General features: G+C 47.1%; 19 protein-coding genes and 1 pseudogene. 8 read left to right on the forward strand and 12 right to left on the reverse strand.

All coding sequences use genetic code 11. The features are described from left to right. Positions 1-5 precede the first annotated feature (5 nt). From QUB70_RS07890 to QUB70_RS07905, 4 genes are all read right to left on the reverse strand, one after another. Positions 6-224, reverse strand: coding sequence for a hypothetical protein (locus QUB70_RS07890; protein WP_332979465.1), 219 nt, complete (start codon positions 222-224; stop codon positions 6-8). A 268-nt stretch (positions 225-492) separates the two neighbouring features. Further along, positions 493-1710: a DNA double-strand break repair nuclease NurA gene (locus QUB70_RS07895; RefSeq protein WP_332979467.1), complete on the reverse strand. Its 1218-nt coding sequence runs from the start codon at positions 1708-1710 to the stop codon at positions 493-495. 413 nt (positions 1711-2123) lie between these two features. After that, positions 2124-2918 carry an HAD family hydrolase gene (locus QUB70_RS07900; protein WP_332979468.1) on the reverse strand — a complete coding sequence of 265 codons (795 nt, stop codon included), beginning with the start codon at positions 2916-2918 and terminating at the stop codon, positions 2124-2126. Positions 2919-3278: 360 nt separating this feature from the next. Then, positions 3279-4019, reverse strand: a complete 741-nt coding sequence (locus QUB70_RS07905; RefSeq protein WP_332979469.1) for a DUF928 domain-containing protein — start codon at positions 4017-4019, stop codon at positions 3279-3281. Positions 4020-4719: 700 nt separating this feature from the next. Here QUB70_RS07905 and QUB70_RS07910 point away from each other — a divergent pair. The 4 genes from QUB70_RS07910 to malQ all read left to right on the forward strand — a co-directional run bounded on the left by QUB70_RS07910 (position 4720) and on the right by malQ (position 9649). Further along, complete coding sequence (locus QUB70_RS07910) at positions 4720-6510, forward strand: CHASE2 domain-containing protein (protein WP_332979471.1); 1791 nt, start codon at positions 4720-4722, stop codon at positions 6508-6510. 71 nt (positions 6511-6581) lie between these two features. Further along, positions 6582-7340 carry a MinD/ParA family ATP-binding protein gene (locus QUB70_RS07915; protein ID WP_332979472.1) on the forward strand — a complete coding sequence of 253 codons (759 nt, stop codon included), beginning with the start codon at positions 6582-6584 and terminating at the stop codon, positions 7338-7340. Positions 7341-7547: 207 nt separating this feature from the next. Further along, positions 7548-7673 (forward strand): photosystem II protein Y, encoded by a 126-nt coding sequence (locus QUB70_RS07920; RefSeq protein ID WP_332979473.1) that lies wholly within the window; start codon positions 7548-7550, stop codon positions 7671-7673. A gap of 467 nt (positions 7674-8140) precedes the next feature. Then, positions 8141-9649 (forward strand): 4-alpha-glucanotransferase, encoded by a 1509-nt coding sequence (malQ, locus tag QUB70_RS07925; protein WP_332979475.1) that lies wholly within the window; start codon positions 8141-8143, stop codon positions 9647-9649. Between the two features lie 121 nt (positions 9650-9770). On the opposite strand, the gene QUB70_RS07930 is transcribed toward malQ, so the two are convergent. Next, on the reverse strand, positions 9771-10646 hold the full coding sequence (locus tag QUB70_RS07930; protein WP_332979476.1) for a helix-turn-helix domain-containing protein: 876 nt from the start codon (positions 10644-10646) through the stop codon (positions 9771-9773). Next, positions 10643-11437 (reverse strand): pseudouridine synthase, encoded by a 795-nt coding sequence (locus tag QUB70_RS07935; protein ID WP_332979477.1) that lies wholly within the window; start codon positions 11435-11437, stop codon positions 10643-10645. The genes QUB70_RS07930 and QUB70_RS07935 overlap by 4 nt, the downstream gene beginning before the upstream one ends. Positions 11438-12029: 592 nt before the next feature. On the opposite strand from QUB70_RS07935, the gene QUB70_RS07940 reads away from it, so the two are divergent. Continuing rightward, positions 12030-12821: an LmeA family phospholipid-binding protein gene (locus tag QUB70_RS07940; protein WP_332979478.1), complete on the forward strand. Its 792-nt coding sequence runs from the start codon at positions 12030-12032 to the stop codon at positions 12819-12821. A 255-nt stretch (positions 12822-13076) separates the two neighbouring features. Here QUB70_RS07940 and QUB70_RS07945 read toward each other — a convergent pair whose 3' ends face one another. From QUB70_RS07945 to QUB70_RS07955, 3 genes are all read right to left on the reverse strand, one after another. Next, complete coding sequence (locus QUB70_RS07945; RefSeq protein WP_332979479.1) at positions 13077-13994, reverse strand: phosphatidate cytidylyltransferase; 918 nt, start codon at positions 13992-13994, stop codon at positions 13077-13079. A 493-nt stretch (positions 13995-14487) separates the two neighbouring features. Continuing rightward, complete coding sequence (gene cbiT, locus QUB70_RS07950) at positions 14488-15081, reverse strand: precorrin-6Y C5,15-methyltransferase subunit CbiT (RefSeq protein WP_332979480.1); 594 nt, start codon at positions 15079-15081, stop codon at positions 14488-14490. Between the two features lie 100 nt (positions 15082-15181). Then, positions 15182-16756 (reverse strand): aminotransferase class I/II-fold pyridoxal phosphate-dependent enzyme, encoded by a 1575-nt coding sequence (locus QUB70_RS07955; RefSeq protein ID WP_332979481.1) that lies wholly within the window; start codon positions 16754-16756, stop codon positions 15182-15184. A 232-nt stretch (positions 16757-16988) separates the two neighbouring features. Here QUB70_RS07955 and QUB70_RS07960 point away from each other — a divergent pair, with 232 nt between their 5' ends. Further along, positions 16989-17237: a gamma-aminobutyric acid A receptor, epsilon-like protein gene (locus tag QUB70_RS07960; RefSeq protein WP_332979482.1), complete on the forward strand. Its 249-nt coding sequence runs from the start codon at positions 16989-16991 to the stop codon at positions 17235-17237. A 133-nt stretch (positions 17238-17370) separates the two neighbouring features. On the opposite strand, the gene QUB70_RS07965 is transcribed toward QUB70_RS07960, so the two are convergent. After that, a complete protein-coding gene (locus QUB70_RS07965; RefSeq protein ID WP_332979483.1) occupies positions 17371-17727 on the reverse strand; it encodes a hypothetical protein in 357 nt (118 codons plus the stop codon). 121 nt (positions 17728-17848) lie between these two features. Between QUB70_RS07965 and ychF the strand changes: the two genes are divergently transcribed. After that, a complete protein-coding gene (gene ychF / locus QUB70_RS07970; protein WP_332979484.1) occupies positions 17849-18940 on the forward strand; it encodes a redox-regulated ATPase YchF in 1092 nt (363 codons plus the stop codon). A 21-nt stretch (positions 18941-18961) separates the two neighbouring features. After that, positions 18962-19288: pseudogene (locus QUB70_RS07975) on the forward strand (phage holin family protein); the annotation flags it as partial. A 308-nt stretch (positions 19289-19596) separates the two neighbouring features. Here QUB70_RS07975 and QUB70_RS07980 read toward each other — a convergent pair. Together QUB70_RS07980 and QUB70_RS07985 are read right to left on the reverse strand one after the other, a co-directional pair. Further along, positions 19597-20049: a DUF3531 family protein gene (locus QUB70_RS07980; RefSeq protein WP_332979485.1), complete on the reverse strand. Its 453-nt coding sequence runs from the start codon at positions 20047-20049 to the stop codon at positions 19597-19599. Positions 20050-20064: 15 nt separating this feature from the next. Beyond that, positions 20065-21081: a Sll0314/Alr1548 family TPR repeat-containing protein gene (locus tag QUB70_RS07985; protein ID WP_332979487.1), complete on the reverse strand. Its 1017-nt coding sequence runs from the start codon at positions 21079-21081 to the stop codon at positions 20065-20067. Positions 21082-21242 lie beyond the last annotated feature (161 nt).

Here is a 21242-nt window from a genome sequence, read left to right on the forward strand (position 1 = left end):
TCGGATCACTTGCCCGAAATCATTTTCCCCAGGGTTTCCGGCAGGTGAATTATATGTTGGAAAAGTTGATTTGGCCCGATGCCAAACAATAACTGCATCGCCAGCACAATTGCTGCTAAAGAAATCGCTGTCCCGATGCTGGCTTTCAACACTTTAAACGCCCAATTAAACACCAGCCAAGATACAAGTAACGAAGCAATTAAGATAATTAGTTCTATGGGCATATAACAGTTTTAACTCTATTTTAACTCTACATAACTTACGCATTCATACCAAAGAAACCGGGTTTTTCATCTATGTTAAAGGCTCAATTTCAGTATTTCTGTAAAAAACCCGGTTTCTGCGTCGAGAACTGTACTTAAGCTGTGGAGCATTTAAACCACTAACGAGGCCTGTAGGGTGCGTCAGCTAGAACACTTACGCTTACAAGGGAAACGATAAAGGGCTGACGCACCCTACAATACTATTTTAAATGCGTAACAGCTTATTACTTTAAGCAATACTGCCGCGCTTCCGTGTTTCCTTATAAGAAATTCCAACATTTTTTAAGCCGGCTTTAATCATTTGCTGCTCTAACAAAGCGAAAAAGCGAGTTCGATCGCCCCCAGTGACAACTGCTTGGTTGTGGGCTTCTGCTAGCGTCACCGGATAGCCGCCGCCTTTGTGTACTTGAGCTAGCATCATTCCTAATGCTAAATCTAGCTGTGCTGGATCTTGTGCTACCCATTCCGGCACTTCTATTCTAGCAATTTCTGTGCCGACGTGAACGTAACAGAAATAGACGGAATTAAGACCGTACAAATCTAAAATGCGAGCTTGGGATTTCCACAAAGGACTCCTTTGTCCCGGTGACAGGATTGTTGCCCACAAAATGGCATCCCGCAGAGGTTCAAATTGTTGACAAGGTGCTTTTTCGGCGAAAGAAATTGTGGCGGCAAATCCGACGTTCGGGCAGTTTGTCATGCAGTCTGGTACTTCGTGGGTGCAAGCTTCAAACCGCAAAAAAGATAAGCTTTCGCTGCTGCGAGAAGCGCTTAAGTATCCTAACAGGGGAATTCCTGCTAAACGCAACTTGTCCCAAGCTTCTAAAATTGGCAGCAAAATTCGATCGCGCGCTTCGCTGGGTAACTGTTCCAAAAACCAATAAATCAGGGAACCGTCTACCATTGCTAAAGCTGGCGCAGGCAATTTATTGCCGTTAACTTTTGCCCAATTCTCGCCCATTTCTGCCAAAGCAATTGCTTCGGAAACTGCCCGCCGGTATCCCATCCATTCTTCGGTTCTAATTCCCCACTGCCGCGAACCGTACAAGTCTTCGGGTTTGTAGAAAACCTCGGGCACGCTGTCTAAAACAGGGTGGCGGCTTTGTCCGTAGTGCAGCATGACTGTGCCGACATTGAGCAGGTAGCAGTAGGCTATTTCGTGATGGTTGGGGGAAATTTGCGAGCCGTCTGTGGCGAAGACTGTGTGGGCGGCGGGGGGTGCGGTGATGTAGGTGCGATCGGACAATGGCTCGATCGGCGTGGCAGCATTGAATAAAGTGCGATCGCGCCAACTCTCTTGCAATTCCACCAATTTTGCCTGTCCCGCAGCAGCCTTGACCAGCAAATTCTGAGCCACTTCCAAACGCTGGCGAGCGGCAGCCGCTTCCACATTCAAATGTTGGCTCATTCCCTGCATTGCCTTGGCTGCTTTAGTTAAATCGAGCATGGGTTTTAAGTCTCAATATTAGAAAGCTTTCAAGCTGAGAAATTATCAAAACACTTTTCAAATTTTGGGTTCCGAAGCTTGCTTTTTTTGTCATAAACCGAGTTTCATCAACTAAAATACTTCGTTGCAGCCCGAAGAAACTGTAAAAAAAACCGATTTCTCAGGTCAATAGTACCTCCAAGACTGTATAAAAAAAAATCATTTTTTTTATCGATATCCTTGCTTTTTTCGGGAAATCCTGTTATTATATATCTTATAATGGGATGGTGGCAAAAATAATATTTTTGCCACCATCCGATTATATTAATATACCATGCCAGCGCCGCAAAAGTCAACAAAAAAGATGTAAAATTTTGTGATTTTTTTTTGACTCTGAAAAGCGAAAAAAATCACAAGTGCAAACAAATCTAACATCAACATTCGAGCGGCAGCCAATCGGCAAAATCTCCCGCAAACTGCGACAGAGAAAGCAATTGAACTGGTGGATTTTGAGCCACAGATGCCCGTTCTGCCAAAGTATTGTAACCCCAATCAGCCAAAAATAACCTCACCTGAGATAAATCCGGCTGCTGCTTCACCGACAGCAAAGTTTTTAACCGATCTTCCACAAACCAAATAGTCGAATCTTTGCCAGACGCGGCCAAAAATTCCCGCAAAATTTGGTGTTTCGGCTTGTTGTATTCCTTACCAAAAATCAACTCCGACGGCATTTGTACGCCTGCTAGCTGCAAAAGTTCCCGCACAAAACGGCCTTCCTTCGTAGTGACGATCGCCACTTTCACCGAACTATCCTGCAACGAGTGCAAGCGATCGGCTACCCCTGGATAAAAGCGGTGCAAAGACAGCCACCCAGCTAAATCCTCAGCAATCCAATTATCGCGCAATCCGTCTAACATAGCGCCGACAGACTGCGCTTTCAAATTATTTTCGGTCAATAAATGCGGTACTATATTCGGCCACTCCTGCAAAATTTGCTCTTCCGTAATTCCTGTCAGCAGTGCGCGAATCAGCAGCGGCATTTCCCAACCGGTTTCGATGGCGGGCCGCACTCGGTAAAAACTCAAAGCTAAATCTGGATCTGGCACTGTTTCGACTGGTTTCCAGATTTGACAGTAGGTACGCCAAGCTGTTTGGAAATATTCGATTAGTCCGTCACAAATCACACCGTCAAAATCAAGAGCTAGAATAGTCGGAAAGTTATTAGCCATCAATCGATTTTAGATTTTAGATTTTAGATTTTGGATTGAAGAATTGAAGAAAGCGACCTCGCGGATCGATCCGGGGACTTGTTATCGGATACTATGTTTTTTAGTTCTGCACCGATAAATCCGGGGGCTTGTACCGTGGCTGCTTTCGGTCACTGGATTGAAGAATTGAAGAATTGACTGTGCAAACACTCAGCAGTGATTAGTCAGCAGTCGTTATTAAAAAGACTGAACTAGGGGTCGATCGGCAATCGATTGCAGTCTACCGATCGCGCCCGGGGTTAAAACTCCGGGCGCGATCGAGTAAATTTGTCATTCGCATCGCAATCGGAAGACCGACAAAACTTCAAGAAATAGCGAGCTTTAAAGAGGCCCAACGAGCGGTTGAGCTGCAACTGATTCCAGTCCTTGGGACTGCAACAATTGCGTCCACTTGGCTGTCAGCCTCGCATCCCCCGGTGTCTGGCGCCGCATTTGCGCTAAAGTAGCGAGAGTTTCGTACCAAATCCCATTTTTAGCGTAAACGTTGAGCCTAGTCATCGGGTCGGGATTTGCCAAATCGCTCTTGAGAGTTGCCTGTGCTTCTATGCGCTGCACAAACCCTTTAACAACTAAATCCGCCGATCGGTCTTCGGGGTCGCAAACCATCGAAAACGACCACACGTATCGCTTGCCAACTTCAAGGGATTTGTTATTGTCGGCGGTAGCAGGAATGCTAACTCCAACAATCCCGGATTTGTCAAGTTTAAATGTTTTTTCGTAGACCACTTTCTCCTCGTTGTCGCTGAGCAAAGTAAACTCTATTTCGGCCGAGGTTTGAGGAACATAAACAAAAATTGTGGGAGACTCTGTTAGGGTTAAACCAATATTACTAGGAGGCACTAAAGGAGTAATAGATAAACCCGCCGGACAAAGCTTGCTGCCGCGATGTGTCCCTCCTTGTCGGCTGCCGGGGGCGGTTACGTCGGGAGGCTTGAAATTAACATTCTGACTCAGCAGAAGCGGCTGGGACCCGGCCGGCATCGGTGCAAGTGAACTGGGGACGGTAGCTGCGATCGCAGCTACGGCGACCGCAAGTGTAGCCCGATGTAGAAAACGTTTCATTTTGTTGTACCTTTCACAAAAAAGCTCGGTAAGTGAGAAGCTCAGAGACTTTAGTCCTGAGAGGAAAACGACCAGGCGATTTCAATCGTCTTGAATCCCCCTTGCGGGGTAGAGGGGTATGGTTGCCCCTCTGTGGAGATATGGTTGTCTCCAAATCCCTTTCGGGTAATGTTCGCCTCGACCTGGTTATAAAGGCTTGTTAGACCTGCAACACTGTTTCAGTGACTTTAAAACTATTTAATTGCAGATGACAGAGCGGAAAACTGGCGTCGCATTCTCCGGTGTCGTGACCTGAATAACGTCTCCTCAAAAGAGGGGTCTGGTCAGAACAGCTTGTAAAAAATTACAAGCTCAGTGGCTTGAGCCAAGAGTTCCTGACTATAATATTGCAAACACAGGCATTCGCTGATGGCGACAAATATTTTTGAGCGGCTAGTCGAGGGCGCAGATACACAATTTGAACCTTGACATATCATCAATAACATTAATTAATTCGATCGGCAAGTGGATTCTACGTCTGCAAACTCAGGCGGTCTAGGTCGCGAGTATCATTGCATACAATTGCTCGCAGCGAAGTGTAAAATTTTGTTACAAAGCGGTCGGAGTTTCCGGGTGTTCTAAGATGGAGGAAGTCTCCGGCAGGCGGCAAAGGCGAAACAACTGCTGTTCCAGAAACAAGTCAAACTTTTATCCTGGGATAATGAGTAAAATATCTAACAAAATTCGATCGGCAGCGGCTCAATTGAGTCAAAGGTATAAACCATCACTAGCATTTGCTAAGTCTGTATTAATTGCCAGCGCGGCAGTAACATTATCCTTGATGGGGGCCAGACAGCTAGGAATACTCGAACCAATAGAATTAAGCGCTTACGATCAAATGCTGAGGTGGCGTCCCGACGAAAAGCCAGACTCGCGCTTGCTAGTTGTGGGGATTACCGAAGCAGACATTCAGAAACTGAAACAGTGGCCGATATCCGATCGCAAAATAGCTGAAATCTTACAAAAACTAGACAAAATGCAGCCGGCAGTCATCGGTTTAGACGTACTGCGAGACGTACCTTTAGGAGACGGGCGCGAGGAATTAACTAAAGTTTTACAAAAAAGCGATCGAATTATCGGAGTATGTTTAGTCACCGACGGAGACCCGGACAATCCGGGTTCTCCGCCTCCCCCAGGAATGCCAGAAAACCGCGTAGGATTTGCAGATTTCGGAGTAGATCCGGGCGGCATACTCCGCAGGGCTTTATTATTTATGAAACCGCCGAAAATTGAGGGCAACTCCTCGGTGGAAAAACATCTTTGTAATGACAATTCTCAAGTTTTAGCTTCCTTCAACCTCCAGCTAACACTCCGCTACCTGCAAGAGGAAAAAATCTATCCCCAAATGGCACTAGATCGATCTTTCTGGCTGGGAAAAACCCAATTAAAACAACTAGAAAGCAATGACGGAGGATACAACAATGCCGATACCAGGGGATATCAAATATTGATTAACTATCGTTCCCGGCGGCAAGTCGCAAACCAAGTCACAATTACAGATGTTTTAGAAGGGAAAGTTGACCCAAATTTAGTTAAAGATAAAATAGTGCTCATCGGTTACACCACAGAAACCGTTAAAGATTTCTTTTATACTCCTTACAGTAATGGGCGAAAACAAAACAACCAGTTCATGCCCGGAATCGTAGCACACGCACAAGTAGTCAGCCAAATTTTGAGTGCAGTTTTAGACAACAGACCGATGTTTTGGTTTTGGCCGGAATGGGTTGAAATCCTGTGGATTTCGGGATGGTCAATTGTGGGAGGAACCTTGGCATCGCGGATGGCTCACCCAGCGCAGTTGGCGCTGACATTCGGAGCAATACTGTCCGGGTGTTGCGCGATTAGCTTTGGGATTTTTCTGTTGGGAGGGTGGGTTCCTGTGGCAGCGCCAGCGATCGCATTAATCCTAACTGGCGGTAGCATTGTATCAGCAGAGAGATTTAATAAAGCCGGATACGGGAAAGTAATTAGCGATCGAGTAAAACAAGTCTTCAAAATCGAAATAGACCAAGCCAAAAAAGACCAGCAAGTCGCAGAAATCACAGAATCTGATTTCTTTAAAGAATTGCAGCAAAAGAAAGATAAACTGAGGGTTAGCAAAAAAGAAACCTCTGAAAAAGCACCTTCGGAACCCCAAGAAATAACTGTCAGTGCCGCAGAGCTTCCCAAGCCCGAAAGTCAGACAGACGAATACTTAGCTCAGTTGCAGGAAAAAGCCAAACAGCAGAAGCAGCGCACCGCCGTGACTGAATCGGAAAGCGGCTCAAAAACGGGTGCGGGAGATGCCGGCGGCGGTGCTAGTTGGGCCGAAACCAAACCCGATGACGAGTTCAGCGATTTGCAAGCCAAAGCCAAACAGATGCGGCAGCGCAGGGGCGCAGAAAAGAGGATAAAAGATGAAAAAATTGATAGTTTAGCAGACAAGGAGGATTTGGGGGACAAGGAAGATTGACAGAGAACTCGACTGCATCAAGAATTGCATCATAATTGATTCTCCCCGTTTCTTACGCTCATACGCAGATCATGTCCAAAATCATCTCTGTCCACTCTTACCGGGGTGGAACTGGCAAATCGAACACGACTGCAAACCTGGCATCTATTATCGCTCGCGGCGGAAACCGGGTCGCCATTGTGGACACAGACATTCAATCGCCCGGGATTCACGTGCTGTTCGGTTTCAGCGAGAGCAATATGGATCGCTGCCTGAACGATTACCTGTGGGGCCGGTGTCCGATCGCGGATACGGCCTACAATGTGAGTTCGCTGCTGCCAAAATTAGCCAGTAACGGCAGCCTCTACCTGATTCCTTCGAGCATTAAAGCAGGCGAGATAGCGCGAGTTTTGCGCGAAGGTTACGACGTAGGACTGCTTACCGACGGATTTCAAGAACTGATCGACGTTCTGAACTTAGACTACCTATTTATCGACACGCACCCGGGGCTCAACGAAGAAACCCTCCTCAGCATCACCATTTCCGACATCCTGCTGCTGATTCTGCGTCCGGATCAGCAAGATTTTCAGGGAACGGCTGTCACGGTAGATGTGGCCCGCAAATTAGAAGTTCCCAAGATTTTGATGACGATCAACAAAGCCCCAGAATCCCTAGATTTCGAGGATTTGAAGCAGCAAGTAGAGAGTATTTACAACATCCCAGTGGCAGGTGTGCTGCCCCACAGCGACAAGATGATGCTGCTCGCCAGCAAGGGGGTGTTTGCCCTGCACTTCCCTAAAGATCCTCTAACTAAGGTGGTGGAAGGGATTGCGAAACAGATTGTGGGTTGAGTGGTGCAGCGAGAGTCGATCGCCCGCTCTCGCTCTGAGTTTCCAGATCGATGGCTGCACAGCGATGTCAGGATTGGGCGATGGCGAGGTAGGTGGAGGAACTTTCAAGCGAGCCACAATATTTGCTGAAAGAGTCAGGAGAACAGCGACAAAATGAGATACAAATAGATTATGAGAATTTGTTAAAAAACTTTAGGAGGAGAACTCATGGATTTTGACTTCCGCATACTAATTGTATTGCTGCCCGTCTTGTTGGCTGGCGGCTGGGCTGCTTACAACGTCGGCACTATAGCTCTCAAACAAGTGGAGAAATTGTTGAACAAGCAAGCTTAAACTCAGCATTTTCACCAGTAATTTCGCAGCCGACTGTTTTTTTAGATACAAAACAGTCGGCTGATTTGTGCATTGGCTCTGCTTAAGTGATGGGTGATTTTTGGTGGCAGGGAATTCACGATTTTAGAGAGATAGGGCGACAGCGAAAGAAAAGTTATATTCATTTCTTATGCCAAAACCGGGTGCGATCGACCAAAATACTTAGTAGCAGCAGGCGAGCCTGGGTAAAAAAACCGACGTTGCGAAAACGGGGCGATCGCGTAACTCCCGGTTTTGATTTTTTTTGCTCCACTCAGCAGTTATAAATAGACTGCCGTACAAATACTTGGCAAGCACCTTCTCGCAGAAAATATGAGACAATCACAAAAGTATTTGCCCTGACAATCCCCCTCAAAACTGCGAAGTTTAACTTGTAGGGAATATCGGTCAAATTGTCAATGTTTAACTCCTATATCTTTAGATAGATTATGCTTTTTCCCCGATCGAGCGGCATTCTACTCCACCCCACATCCTTTCCCAGTCGATTTGGCATTGGGGACATGGGAATAGAAGCATATCGCTTTATAGACTTTTTAGTAGAGAGCGACCAGCAATACTGGCAGGTATTGCCGCTGGGCCCGACAGGATACGGCAATTCTCCTTATTCGTGCTATTCAGCAATGGCCGGAAATCCGCTGCTGATCAACCCAGAACTGCTGCGGGACGATCAATTGCTCTCAGATGAAGACTTCGCTAATTTGCCAGAATTTCCGCTCGATTATGTAGACTTCGATCGGGCGATCGCCCTGAAAGTGCCTTTGCTCAAAAAAGCTTGCGAAAACTTCCAAGCCAAAGCCTCTCCTATCCAGCAAAAAGAATTTTCAGCTTTTTGCCAAAGCAAAGAGAATTGGCTGGAAGATTACGCCTTATTTATGGCACTAAAAGATCGCTTTGGCGGTGTTAGCTGGAACAATTGGGAACCAGAAATTGCCCGTCGAGAACCAGAGTCGCTAGAGAAGTGGCGCCAGCAGCTAAATGCTGAGATTTCTTACTACAAATACCTCCAGTTTGAGTTTTTTCGCCAGTGGACGGAGTTGAAACGCTATGCCAACCTGCGGGACATTAAAATTATTGGCGACATTCCGATTTATGTAGCTCACGACAGCGCGGATGTGTGGTCTCATCCAGAAATTTTCTGCTTGGATGAAGCCACCGGAGAAGCAGCTTTAATGGCCGGAGTTCCCCCAGATTACTTTAGCAGTACAGGTCAATTGTGGGGCAACCCCGTCTACAATTGGGAGAAGTTGCAAGCAAATAATTTCGAGTGGTGGGTTGAGCGTTTTGAAGCGATTTTCGCTTATGTAGACGTAACTCGGATCGACCACTTTCGAGGATTTGAGGCTTACTGGGCGGTGAAGCGCGGACAAGAAACTGCGATCGAGGGAGAGTGGATTAAAGCGCCGGGAACAGCTTTGTTGGATCTAATTAACGAGAAGTTTGGTAACTTGCCGATTATCGCTGAAGATTTAGGGGTAATTACTCCTGAAGTGGAAGCTTTGCGCGATCGATACGAGTTTCCGGGAATGAAGATTTTGCAGTTTGCTTTCGGCGCGGGCCCTGGCGATCCTTTTTTGCCTTTCAACTACGATCGCAACTGCGTAGTTTACACCGGCACTCACGACAACGACACGACTGTGGGATGGTTCAATCAACTGCAAAACTACGAAAGAGATGAGGTTTTGCGTTATTTGGGCTGCATAGATCCCCAAGGAATCCACTGGTCTTTAATCCGCATGGGTTGGATTTCTGTTGCTAATTTGGCAATTGTGCCGTTTCAAGACTTGTTGGGTTTGGGTACAGACGCGCGGATGAATTTTCCGGGGAAAGCAGAGGGAAATTGGGGCTGGCGGTATCGGCCTGAAGCTTTGAATTGGGAAGTGCGCGATCGGTTCAAAACGATGACTTACATCAGCGGGCGCGCTCCCCAGAAAAATTGATAATGGGGAATTGGTAATTGGGCATTGGGCATTGGGCATTGTTATTTGTTATTAGAAAAACTACTAACTATTACCGATTCCCTGTTTGCCCGATTACCCATGCCCCATGCCCAGCTAACCTTTATCCTTTTGGCTTTGCTGAAGACTTGAGTTCGTCTGCTTTAAAAACAACTTCTTTGACGACTCCAGGAACTCCCAGTTGTTCGGCTTGTCCGTTATTAACAGCAATCATTACCCCGCCGGCGTTACCAGCTACAACTACCAATTGCTTTTGAGCCTGCCAGGTGCGTACAGTCCCGATCGGCAAAATTCCCTCAAACTCTGTTTTGCCATCGACTTCAACCTGTATCCACGATTCTGCTTTAAAAGTGACGCTAACCATCACTGGTTTATTGCCAGATATATCTAAATTTTGACCGGTTCTGGCTGCTTCTACAGTGGCGTAACCATCCGGTTTCTGCTTTTTTGAGGCGCTCGATGCTGAGGCAGCTAAACGGGCTTGTTCTTGCGGCCCAAGCGCTAGTTCTTTGGTGCCGGCACCGTTTTTTGCTGTCACAGAACCGCCCATCAACTGAGATAAGACATTGACTGAACAGATAATTAGAAATGTGTAAAAGAGGTAAAGGTGCATCGGCCGCAACTGAGGCCCATCCTGCCAGGATAGCTTGGCGGACGATCGGGGAGGCGATTCGATCGGGAAAAAGTCGGCAAACTGAGCTCCGTCCAAACCCATTGCTTCGGCGTACCGCTTGATCAAACCCTGGGTGTAGATGGGTTCGGGGAGTTGGTCGAGTTGACCTTCCTCGATGGCTTGCAGCAAATTCCGCCGAATCATTGTTACCAGGGCTACTTTATCCAAACAAATCGACTGCTGTTCGCGATATTCGCGGAGTTGAGCCCCAATTTCCGCTAGCTTCTTCTGAGCTGGTTCTGGTTCTTGGGAGTGCAGTTTCTTCTTAGTTGTTTTGAAGAATAAAAACAATAAATTCTTTGTCATATGCTGTGCTCCTGGAGATTTACTGGCACGCTTATTGATGTTAGGTTGACTAGATTCCATAAAAAAATAATTTCCGAGTCTTCTAGGGGTCGGTAGCAGCCGGGTGGCAATATTGGCAATTCGGGCCGCTGCAATTGAATCGGGCCGATGGCTGTGCGGTGCAGGCGCACCACGGGATATCCCAATTGTTCGGCAGTTCGCCGAATTTGTCGGTTTCTGCCTTCTGATAGAATGACTTCTAACAGAGTTTGGTCTCGCGCGCGATCGAGAACTCTAACTTTCGCTGGCAAAGTCTTTCTGGCTGACAGGATAATGCCCTGACGCCACGCTTGCAGTATGGGTTCCGGGGGATCGCCGAGCACCCAAACCTGATAAGTTTTGGCGATCGAGTGACGCGGATGGGTCAAACAAAATGTCAGCTTACCATCATTGGTGAGCAACAGAGCGCCGGTGGAATCTGCATCTAAGCGTCCTACGGGGTGAATGCCTTGACCTGAGCGCAGTTTGGGCGGCAGCAGGTCGAGAACTTTCGATCGGGCCGCAGGATCGCTGCAAGTAGAAACTACGCCTGCCGGTTTGTTGAGCAACAGATAGACCTCTGCCGGTCGATCCGTTGGTTTCACCGGGACTCCATCGACTTCGATGAAATCGCGATCGGGATTCGCTTTTTCTCCTAAGCGAACTATATTGCCATTAACTCTGACTCGTCCAGCTACAATCATCTGTTCTGCAAGACGGCGAGAGGCAATGCCCCACTGGGCGAGGATTTTTTGCAGCCTTTCATCAGACATGACGGGAGTGTGGAAATCCCCAACGAGCGGTGGGGAGGAAACACGACACGGTTAATTGATTAACCTTACTACTAATGCTCAATTCCTGCTTGGGAATAAATTATAATGCTGACCAATCCTTACAGGACGCCCGGCCTGGTGCAGATTGTCCTTATGGCATGACCCTGAATGTTGTGCAAAAACTACGAGGAAAAGACTTGCCGCAGGCACAGGTCTGCACCGTTGGTTTGCGGCTGGTTTGAAAGGTGTGGGTCTGACCCGACCATAAACCAACACTACCATAAATCCCGTACTGCTGGTTAAATTTATACGCTCGATCGCGAAATTTACCCTCGATCGCACAACTCGCAAACTAAGGAAAGAGCCTGTCGGGGGGAAAGGGTGAGGATTTTTCTGCTTCTGGCCTTGCTGATTCGAGATTTCTGCTTGGTTTTGGAGTTAATAACAGTTGCGCTCATCAACCCGGTTTCTTAGAAAAATCAGAGGTTAACGGCGATATATCTGTGAAGAAACCGGGTTTTTGACGCTGGATGCGTAAGTTCTAGTTAAATTTCTGTGCTTGAATATTAAGGTTTATATTCTGAAATTGTTTATGACTGTCGATCGAAACTCTCTTCAATTTGACAATAGAGGTGGCGCTGCTGGCTCTGGTGGGACTGCCGATCTCGGCGCGGAGCCCCTTCCACCGCCGCCTAGTCAAGGCAGCCGGATCGCGAGCGCGGTGCTGTCTCCGGCGGTGCAGTTGTGGCTGCGATCGCAAGTTCAGCAGGTGGACGAGTTGAAAGTGAAAATTGAGGGGAGCGATCGACAAATCTTCAGCGGTGCGATCCCTAAAGTCACGGCAGCCGCTCGCGGTGCTGTGTATAAAGGACTACACCTAACTGAAGTTGCCATAGAGGGCTGCGGCATTCGCATCAACCTCGGTCAAGCTCTCAAAGGCCAACCCCTGCGCCTCATTGAATCTGTTCCCGTGACAGGCGTTTTGAGGCTCAGCCAAGCGGATTTGAATGCGTCGCTGAAAGCGCCTTTGCTGGCTGATGCTTTGAGCGAATTTTTGCTGCCCCTGCTGCCGCTGACAGATAGCGAAAAGTCGCTGAAGTTGCAAAATTCGCAGGTCGTAATTGAGGCGGGTTTGTTGACGCTTTCGGCGGCAATTTTGCGCGCTGGCGGTACGCAAATTCCTTTTGTATTGCGGACTGGTTTGCGGATTGCTAGCGGTCGCGAATTGATGTTTGAAGCACCAGAAATGGAAATGGATGGAGAATTAAAGAGCAGTGATTTCAATGGTTTTAAAATTGATTTCGGGCCGGAAGTTGAGATTGAAGAATTGATTTTGAGTCCGGGGGAGATTGTTTGTCGGGGCGGAATTAGAGTTTTGCCTTAGTTAGTTAACTGTGGACAGTTGACAGTTGACAGTTGGCAGTTGACAGTTGACAGTTGACAGTTGACAGTTAACTGTGGACAGTTGACAGTTAACTGTGGACAGTTGACAGTTGACAGTTGACAGTTGACAGTTGACAGTTGACAGTTGACAGTTGACAGTTGACAGTTGACTTGCTTCCTCGGCAAAGCCTGGGAATATATACCCCATGCCCAATTCCCAATTCCCAATCACCAATTCCCAATTCCCAATTCCCAATTACCGATTAATTAAAAAAGAGTCGATCGCGGGCAAGAATAAAGTCACGAAATAGTAGACTAAAGGCGCGGTAAAAACATAACTGTCGGTGCGATCGAGAATGCCGCCGTGACCGGGGATCAACTGTCCCGAATCCTTAACGCCGGCGTCTCGCTTCATCATCGACTCAGTTAAATCTCCCAACAAACTAGCAACGCCAATCAACAGACCAAAAGCAACCCCAGTATAGGGCCACCCAGGCCATTGCAAATACCAAGACCCAGCGGCGGCCACGGCGATGCTGCCGCAAACTCCAAATACGGCACCTTCAACGGTTTTTTTGGGGCTGATATGGGAGAGGCTAGTGCGGCCGAAGAATTTGCCTACAAAATAAGCCCCAATGTCAGCGGCCCAGATGCAGAAAAAGGCTAGCAGTAACGAAGTCAATCCCAAAGAGATATTACTGAGGTTTGTCCAAGACTGCGGCGGGTAAATGCGAACAGGCAAATTGCTTGCCACTGCTTGTCCCAGTCCAGTAGTGGCTTGATAAGCTGGGTCAAGTCCGACTCGCAGCCGTATCCAATAGCTGGGCAAATAACCCCCGTAGAACAATCCTAAAATAGAAGCGGCAATATCGGCGATCGTCGATAACTTCGGTTGGAACAGCAGGTAGAAACAAATGAAGGTTCCAGCTAGGGGAAACATCGCATCTACGAGTTGCGGTGCAAGGGCGGCAGTAATTAGCAGAACTTGACTGACAACTAAAGTAGTTTTGGCAGCAGGTGCAATCCCCTTAGCCCGGGCTAGTTGAAAATATTCCAATTGACCTAGGTAGACGATGACTCCAAAGCCGATGGTGAAGTACCATCCTCCCAAAATAATCATTCCCAAAGCAAGGACGATCGCAACGATTCCACTGAGGATACGAGACCAAGGCATAAAATGAATTTCTCTTGAAGATGGCGGGTTATTCGATTTTGGATTTTGGATTTTGGATTTTCGATTGTTCTAGAGCACGGTTTCTTCCCTTGCACAGCTAACCCTATCCCCGATCGGTCATCCAATATCTCAAGTCAGGCGGTCAATCCAGCTATGGTGGCCCCTATTCTTAAGTATGAAGGTTAAGTGAACGTAAAAAAGATTAAGAATTACATTTGGGCATCGGGAATTGGGCATCGGGAATTGGGCATTGGGCATTGGGCATTGGGCATTGGGCATTGGGCATGGGGCATTGCTTCCAATCAATAGTCCGGACAGTTTTCAATCACCAACGGTAGAATAAGGGTTCCAGCTTCCTCAGCAGGTGAAATCTTAACGGTAGAATGCGGGTTTCAGTCGCTGCCCAAAAAACTGTCCGGAGTATTGTCCAATGACAACTGCCAACTGCCAACTGTCAACTGCCAACTGTCAACTGTCAACTGTCAACTGACTTCTAATCCAGCTTTTCGCCGCTGAGAATAAATATGGGATTGACGGCGGCAAAGGTTTGGCTGAGGCCGCGAGTCTCCAAGCGGTTGACGGCGGACTGGACTACCTCGATATTGCGGACTTGCAATTGGGCGAAGCTTTCAGAAAGGGCGTAAAGATTCTCTAAATTGCCTGCTGTGGCTACAATTCGACCGTGGGGTTGCAAGTATCCCCAGACTTCTTGGAGAATGGCTTTAATCGGCCTACCTCCTTCGATGCAAACTCGGTGGGGGGGTTTGGACAAATTTTTGAGGCATTCCGGGGCACTACCTTCAATGACTTCTACGTTGTTGAGCTCGAATCGATCGCAATTTCTGCGAATCAAGCTTGCTACCTCTTCATCCCTTTCGATGGCGATAATTTGACCTTTGGGACACAGCAAACCTGTTTCTACGGCGATCGTACCAGTACCAGCGCCGATATCCCACACCACGGAGTCTGCTTGCAGCCGCAGGTGAGAGATTAACAGCAGTCGGACTTCTCGCTTACTCATGGGAATTCCCGGTAAACGTTCAAATAAATCGTCTGGGATACCAGGAGTGACGTAGGGCCAAAGCATATTTGTTCTATTTTAGATTTTAGATTTTAGATTCAAGGAAGACCGAAGTTGGAAGTCAGGAAAAAGTAGAAATTCACCCATTTCCCCCAAGCCTTAGTATTTACTTTCGCACAACCTTGAGAGTTTGGAGGGTTGGATCGCTGCAACCTGTGATTTTTCCGCCATCTGCAAGGACTTGTTGCAGGTATTCAAGGGCTTTTGAGGTAATGATTTCACCGGGTATCAGGACTGGTATTCCTGGGGGGTAAGGACAGATCGGTTCGGCACTGATGCGATCGACTGCTTTGTCTGCTGCTACTGTTTCCGTTGGCGAAAAGAAGGCCTCGCGGGGGGAGAGGGAGAGAGGGGGGGAGAGGGAGAGAGGGGGGGAGAGGGGGAGAGGGGGAGTGGGAGAGTGGAGGAGTGGGGGATGGGAAAAATCTTCCCTTTTTCCTTTTCCTTTTCCTTCTTCCTTCTTCCTTCTATCCGTTACATCCGTTACAGAATCCGTTGCCGAACTTCCTTCTTCCTTCTTCCTTCCAGCTAAAAAAGTACAAGCTTTAACTAAATTGTCAATATCTGATTCTGTATTTCCCAAGCTGATAATAAATGTGAGATGTTGCGGCATTGGCAATTCTGCTGTAACGCCGAATTGACAGTGCAGAATTTCATCGGCGGCAAATCCTGTGATTCCTAAATCCGCTACTTTCACTGTCAGCCGCGTTCGATCTAAATCGGCAAAACCGGGTGTATTTAATGGTTCTAAAACTGATAAACCGGGAATTTGACTTAGTTGCGATCGCGCTTTTTCAGCAAGCAGTAAAGTTTGGGCCATCAACTGTTCGCCGTGGAGTGCGATTTGTTGGCGGGCTGCGTCTAAGGATGCTAATAATATGTAACTCGGGCTGGTAGATTGTACTAACTGCAATGCCCTATTTAATTTTTGGATATCTATGCGATCGCCCTTGACGTGCAGCATCGATGCTTGTGTCATTGCACCGAGGGTTTTGTGGATTGATTGTACTGTTAAATCGGCCCCTGCTGATAGTGCTGCTTCTGGCAAGTCTGGATGAAAGTTAAAGTGCGCGCCGTGGGCTTCATCTACTAATAACGGTATGTTGTATTGATGGGTAATTTGGGCGATCGCCCGCAAATCCCCGCAAACCCCGTGATAAGTTGGGTAAACCACCATGACTGCTTTCGCATCGGGATGTTGTTCTAGGGCCGCTGCTGCGGCTTCTGGGGTGATGCAGTTAGCGATATCCCAATCCGGGTTGTACTCTGGATTGACAAAAATTGGAATTGCACCGGATAAAATCAAACCTGAAATCGCCGATGAGTGGATATTTCGAGGCAAAATAATTTTATCGCCGGGGCCGCAAGTTGCTAAGATGGCGGCGATAATTCCGCAAGTCGAACCGTTAGCCAAAAACCGAGTTGATTGGGCTCCAAATGCTGCGGCGGCTAATTCTTGAGCTTCGGCAATTGCACCTTCTGGGTTAAAGAGATTATCTAACTCGGGCAATTCCGGCAAATCCGAGCGAAATACTGCGGCACCGAACAAGTCAATTAGGGGTTGAGAGATTCCTTGTCCGCCTTTGTGTCCGGGGGCGTAGAAGGGGGCGTGCGGCTGATTTGTGCGATCGCGCAGCGCATCTAATAGGGGAGTTTGTTGTTGAGAGTTTGCTGGTGACACGCTTAATCTTGATTGCTGTAGGTGAGATATCTAGTTTAATACCGAAGGTATAATTTCATGCGGACGTAACAGTAAATTATCGCTATTTAGATAGATGTGTTAGCCGGAATTTTGAGTTTAAAATGATGAGATAAAACAATACCACAAGGTCAGTTATTTTTGTTTTAAAATATAGCTGGGAGTGGCGACCAAATGTTTTTGAGACATCTCTATTAGCGAGCAAAACAATAACATGATTTTTCCCAACCCTAGTCCGTTTCCAGGCCCGCAGATTCCCAGTACCGAACCGGGGCTGCCGACTATACCCGCATCGCCGCCAGTACCGGGCCCCGTTCCCGAACCGATTCCCGGTCTAGTACCGGAACCGGTACCTGCGCCAATTCCGCAGCCAATTCCAGAACCGGTGCCGGAAACTGTACCCTCGCCGATTCCCCAAACAGTGCCCGAGCCAATTCCTCAGACAATCCCGGAACCTGTGTAAATTATGTTTTAGTTGAAAGCGAAATTTAAGACTGTTTGTAAGGTCGATCGCAAAAACCGAGTTTCCCCAAAGTCCAAAATCTTTTTGATGAATATCAGACTTGAAAAAACTCGGTTTTTGCCTAAATTATCGATTAATTGAAGTTGATCGAACTCTCTTTACAAAAGTTAATATCACGCAAATCAGTGTATGTGCCGTCAGAGTAGTCGGCCCTGACATCAAAAACACAGTCCGCCGCGCGAGGACCCTCGTAGTCAGCTGAATCCCAGTCAAAAGAGAAAGTGCCCCGATCGGCAAGCGGACCGTCTAACAGGTTTTCTCCCCAATCCTCGTCGGAACTACCCGAATAGAGGCCTGTCATCGTCTTGCCGCTGTTGTTAAGCACCGAAATTTTGACCCTCTCAGCGAAAACGCTAGCTGCTGCGAGCCCTAACAGAGGCAGCGACAGCACCGCAGCGATCGTTACTTTGCTTAACCATCGGTTAACCATTGAGCCATCTACCTTAAGTTGTATATTTATTTAAGCTTAGCAGTGGAAGTTAGAAAGCACAAGTCAGATATATTGCTATTGCTTATGATATTTTGATACAGTTATATGTTTCTAAATAGCTATGCTTACTGCCGGAATTGTCGGACTGCCTAATGTTGGCAAATCTACCTTGTTTAATGCTTTGGTTGCGAACGCCAAGGCGACTGCTGCTAATTTTCCTTTTTGTACGATCGAGCCAAATACGGGTATCGTGGCAGTGCCAGACGAACGGTTGAAGGTGCTGAGCGATATTTCCAATTCCGTGCAAACTGTGCCGACGCGGATGGAGTTTGTGGATATTGCGGGTTTGGTGAAGGGTGCGAGTCAGGGAGAAGGATTGGGAAATCAGTTTTTGTCTCACATCCGGGCTGTAGATGCGATCGTCCATGTTGTCCGCTGTTTCGACAATGATGATATCATTCACGTTGCGGGTTCTGTCGATCCCCAGCGAGATATTGACATTATCAATCTCGAACTAATTTTAGCAGATTTAGCTCAAATTGAACGCCGGCTCGATCGCACTCGCAAGCAAGCCCGCAACAACAAGGAAGCTCAAGCAGAAGTGGACGTGCTCGAAAAATTGGTCGCGGTTTTGAATGCGGGGAAACCGGCGCGGCAGTACAGTTTCACAGATGAAGAAGCTGAATTAGTTAAAGGTTTGGAATTATTGACAAACAAACCAATTATCTATGCTGCTAACGTCTCTGAGGACGATTTAGCAACCGGAAATAGCTATGTCGAACAAGTGCGAAAAATAGCGGAAGCAGAAAATGCTAAGGTTGTGATAGTTTCGGCGCAAGTTGAGTCAGAATTGGTGGAGTTATCAGAGGAAGAACGCACGGATTTCCTAGAATCTCTGGGGGTAAAAGAAGGTGGCTTAAAATCTCTGATTCGAGCTACTTACGAATTATTGGGTTTGCGGACTTATTTTACTAGCGGGCCGAAGGAAACTCGCGCTTGGACGATTATCGCCGGAATGTTAGCACCGCAAGCTGCGGGGGTGATTCACTCGGATTTTGAACGGGGTTTCATCCGGGCAGAAACTGTAGCTTATGAAGATTTGGTTGCTACGGGCGCGATGAAAGCGGCTAAGGAAAAAGGCTTAGTTCGCAGTGAAGGAAAAGAGTATGTTGTGCAAGAGGGGGATGTGCTGTTGTTCCTATTTAATGTTTAGCTTTTTTAAGGAGATGAACACATGGATATCGTTTCGCTGGCAATTGCTTGGCTGGTAACATCCGTGAGCTTTTTCATTATTTCCAAGTTGCCCATCGGGGTGGACATTGACAGTTTTGGAAAAGCGATGGTTTCGGCTGCGGTTTTTGGATTGCTGAATGCTTTAGTGCGACCGATTTTTTTATTGTTTACTTTTCCAGCATTGTTGATAACTTTTGGTTTGTTTATGATTGTTATCAACGCTGCTATCTTTGGATTGGCTGCTTGGCTAGTCGAGGGGTTTCGGTTGCGCTGGGGAATTTGGAGTGCTTTGCTGGGGGCTGTAGCCCTCGGTTTTATTAACTCTTTGGGCGTTGCTGATTCACGGTATGAATCAACTTTTCGCTTGAAGTTACAAAACTCACCCGACTTGGCTTATAGCCATTGGGAAATCTTGAATTCATACCTGTATTAAGCAACGCCACTCTTTGCTCTATCAGGTGTTGAGTACGCTGCCTAGTGTAAGGTAGATAAATGTAACGCATAAGGGGCGGAAGGGGCGGGTTTATCAATCCTGTTAGTTATCGCAAATATTTCGGGTGAAACCCGCCCCTACGGCAAATATTTTGGGTTTAATCCGTCCCTAATAACTGCTCGCTGATGATTTATGACTGCCAACTAATTATCAGGCTCAAAACCCTCTCTGTTCCTCCTATTTTCAACTGGCCAATCTATATTTTCACCGCCAATAATCAGTTCTTCAATCGTTACGAATTCTTTGCTGAGTTGCTGGAAAACATTAATTAAAACATCGATGCCGATCGCGTCGCTAGTCCCCAAGTCAAACCAGCAGCGAGCCCAAACTCCCTCGTACTCCATTTCTCCCATATTGTGCATCAAAGCCATCATGCTTTGGTCGGCTAGATTAACATCGTAATTCATGTCACTGATGTCTAAGCCTTCATCTTGAACTTGCAAATTTTCCGCATTAAATCCTCCCAGTTTTCCTAAAAAAAACCAAGAGTCAAACACTTCTTCAACATACTGTTTTTCACCGTTTGAAGGCACGTTGCTGAACTTCAGCCAAATCCAGAGGTCAAAGGGGTTAAATTCGCGAAACTCTACTTTCATAGTTTTTTGGTGTTTTTATAGTGGTGGTAAGGCCGCCGGCCCCCATATCCCATCTGCATCTCTGATTTTATCGCGCATCGGGTCGCAGTTGCGAGATTTGCTGTCGAGACGGTTGCGGGTTCTGCACTGCTGAAAGAAGATTTCGGCTACTAAACTGCGCGGCAGTTGGTCGGGTTTTGCTAAGGCCGCGTCATAGTTTTTTCGGGCTTCCTCAAGTAAGGTTTTGTTGCTGTCTTTACCCCGGGCTTGGGAGAACAAGATTTGTGCTTTTAGATAAAGAATTTCTGGATTGTTGGGCGTTTCTGCTAGGGATTTGTTGGCAAACTCTAAAGCGCGATCGTACTTTTTCAAGTCTCGATAGCCTACTGCCATGCCGCGATAAGCTAAGTAGCGGGGAAAGGCTTTTTCTTCCAGTCGTTTAATGGCTTCGCTGGGGTTGGAAAATGGCAGGTTTGTGGCTAGCATTAAATCCATGTAGCCTTTGAGCAAGTTGAGTTCTGGATCGTTGGGTGCTATTTTTTCGGCTGCATCTAGGTATTGAAATACTACTCGCAGTTTGTTGAGTGCTTGGGGCGCGCCTTTGGCTGTTCCTTCTTTGGCTATAATGGTCGCCCCTTCTAAAAAGTGGCCTGCTGCTGTGTAAATGTTGCCGCGCAATGGATTAGTTTTACTTAAATTTTCGCCGACTTCGCGGGTTTTTTGCGCGTAGGAATTCATCGAGTTTAAGTCCTGCTCGATGTATGATAGGGAGGCTGCCATCGCATAGGCTAGCGGCTCGTTTGGCTCGGCTGATAGTGCTTGTTGAACTTGAGTTTTTGCTTGTTTGTAGTTTCCTTGCTGAAACATTGTTTTGAAAGCGGTTTCGGTGTTGGGCCCGATCGCCTGCGGGTTGCTGGTGCGAAAGGGATCGCCCGCTACTGCGGAGTTAATGCAGATAGTGAGGCCGATCGCTCCTGCACAGGCGATCGCCCGCAGTGTCTGTTTAGAACTTAACATTTGCTTGCCAAGCGATGCTAAAGGGATTTTCGTCATAGTCAATTCTCTGAGTGCAATATATTGTAAACTAGAAACTTGAGAGTTAAAATCTCAGACTCTGCGGCCGCGACAAAAAAATAGTGAAATTTGCTTGATTTTTTGAGGCGGTTGCGGTATATTTTAATAATGGGAGTGTGACTCATTATATATAAATCTAC

The organism is Microcoleus sp. A003_D6 (genome assembly GCF_036702825.1).
Lineage (GTDB): Bacteria > Cyanobacteriota > Cyanobacteriia > Cyanobacteriales > Microcoleaceae > Microcoleus.

Excerpts from the sequence above, each read along its gene's own strand:
- QUB70_RS07890 (WP_332979465.1), bottom strand. The coding sequence starts at position 224 with ATGCCCATAGAACTAATTATCTTAATTGCTTCGTTACTTGTATCTTGG.
- QUB70_RS07895 (WP_332979467.1), bottom strand. The coding sequence starts at position 1,710 with ATGCTCGATTTAACTAAAGCAGCCAAGGCAATGCAGGGAATGAGCCAA.
- QUB70_RS07900 (WP_332979468.1), bottom strand. The coding sequence starts at position 2,918 with ATGGCTAATAACTTTCCGACTATTCTAGCTCTTGATTTTGACGGTGTG.
- QUB70_RS07905 (WP_332979469.1), bottom strand. The coding sequence starts at position 4,019 with ATGAAACGTTTTCTACATCGGGCTACACTTGCGGTCGCCGTAGCTGCG.
- QUB70_RS07910 (WP_332979471.1), top strand. The coding sequence starts at position 4,720 with ATGAGTAAAATATCTAACAAAATTCGATCGGCAGCGGCTCAATTGAGT.
- QUB70_RS07915 (WP_332979472.1), top strand. The coding sequence starts at position 6,582 with ATGTCCAAAATCATCTCTGTCCACTCTTACCGGGGTGGAACTGGCAAA.
- QUB70_RS07920 (WP_332979473.1), top strand. The coding sequence starts at position 7,548 with ATGGATTTTGACTTCCGCATACTAATTGTATTGCTGCCCGTCTTGTTG.
- malQ (WP_332979475.1), top strand. The coding sequence starts at position 8,141 with ATGCTTTTTCCCCGATCGAGCGGCATTCTACTCCACCCCACATCCTTT.
- QUB70_RS07930 (WP_332979476.1), bottom strand. The coding sequence starts at position 10,646 with ATGACAAAGAATTTATTGTTTTTATTCTTCAAAACAACTAAGAAGAAA.
- QUB70_RS07935 (WP_332979477.1), bottom strand. The coding sequence starts at position 11,437 with ATGTCTGATGAAAGGCTGCAAAAAATCCTCGCCCAGTGGGGCATTGCC.
- QUB70_RS07940 (WP_332979478.1), top strand. The coding sequence starts at position 12,030 with ATGACTGTCGATCGAAACTCTCTTCAATTTGACAATAGAGGTGGCGCT.
- QUB70_RS07945 (WP_332979479.1), bottom strand. The coding sequence starts at position 13,994 with ATGCCTTGGTCTCGTATCCTCAGTGGAATCGTTGCGATCGTCCTTGCT.
- cbiT (WP_332979480.1), bottom strand. The coding sequence starts at position 15,081 with ATGCTTTGGCCCTACGTCACTCCTGGTATCCCAGACGATTTATTTGAA.
- QUB70_RS07960 (WP_332979482.1), top strand. The coding sequence starts at position 16,989 with ATGATTTTTCCCAACCCTAGTCCGTTTCCAGGCCCGCAGATTCCCAGT.
- QUB70_RS07965 (WP_332979483.1), bottom strand. The coding sequence starts at position 17,727 with ATGGTTAACCGATGGTTAAGCAAAGTAACGATCGCTGCGGTGCTGTCG.
- ychF (WP_332979484.1), top strand. The coding sequence starts at position 17,849 with ATGCTTACTGCCGGAATTGTCGGACTGCCTAATGTTGGCAAATCTACC.
- QUB70_RS07980 (WP_332979485.1), bottom strand. The coding sequence starts at position 20,049 with ATGAAAGTAGAGTTTCGCGAATTTAACCCCTTTGACCTCTGGATTTGG.
- QUB70_RS07985 (WP_332979487.1), bottom strand. The coding sequence starts at position 21,081 with ATGACGAAAATCCCTTTAGCATCGCTTGGCAAGCAAATGTTAAGTTCT.